At 62.4% G+C, this 439-nt stretch carries 1 protein-coding gene; it reads right to left on the reverse strand.

Translation table 11 applies throughout. The features are described from left to right. On the reverse strand, positions 1-439 hold a 439-nt coding region (locus tag HU764_RS27510; protein ID WP_217835027.1), incomplete at both ends, for an immunoglobulin-like domain-containing protein.

Below are 439 nucleotides of genomic sequence, written 5' to 3' on the forward strand. Positions count from 1 at the left end.
CGCTTCAACGGTGATGGTCTGGCCGTTCGACAGGGTCACGGTTACCGGCGTCTGGGCAGGGTTGCTCAGGGTCACGGTGTAGGTGATCACGCCGCCTTCGGTGACCGACGGATTGGCAGTCAGGGTCGCGGTAGTGACGTCTACCGAATCATTGATCGTGGTCTGCGCCGGGGTCGGGTTCGGCGTCAGCTGCTCGAAGTTACCGCCAGTGGCACCGGTGATGGTGGTGCTAACGGTCGAGCCGTTGTTGTACACGTCGTTGGCCGGGGTCTGGAAATCAACGCTGCCCTGGGTCTTGCCCGCTTCAACGGTGATGGTCTGGCCGTTCGACAGGGTCACGGTTACCGGCGTCTGGGCAGGGTTGCTCAGGGTCACGGTGTAGGTGATCACGCCACCTTCGGTGACTGACGGATTGGCAGTCAGGGTCGCGGTAGTGACA

It is taken from the genome of Pseudomonas kermanshahensis, assembly GCF_014269205.2.
GTDB lineage: Bacteria > Pseudomonadota > Gammaproteobacteria > Pseudomonadales > Pseudomonadaceae > Aquipseudomonas > Aquipseudomonas kermanshahensis.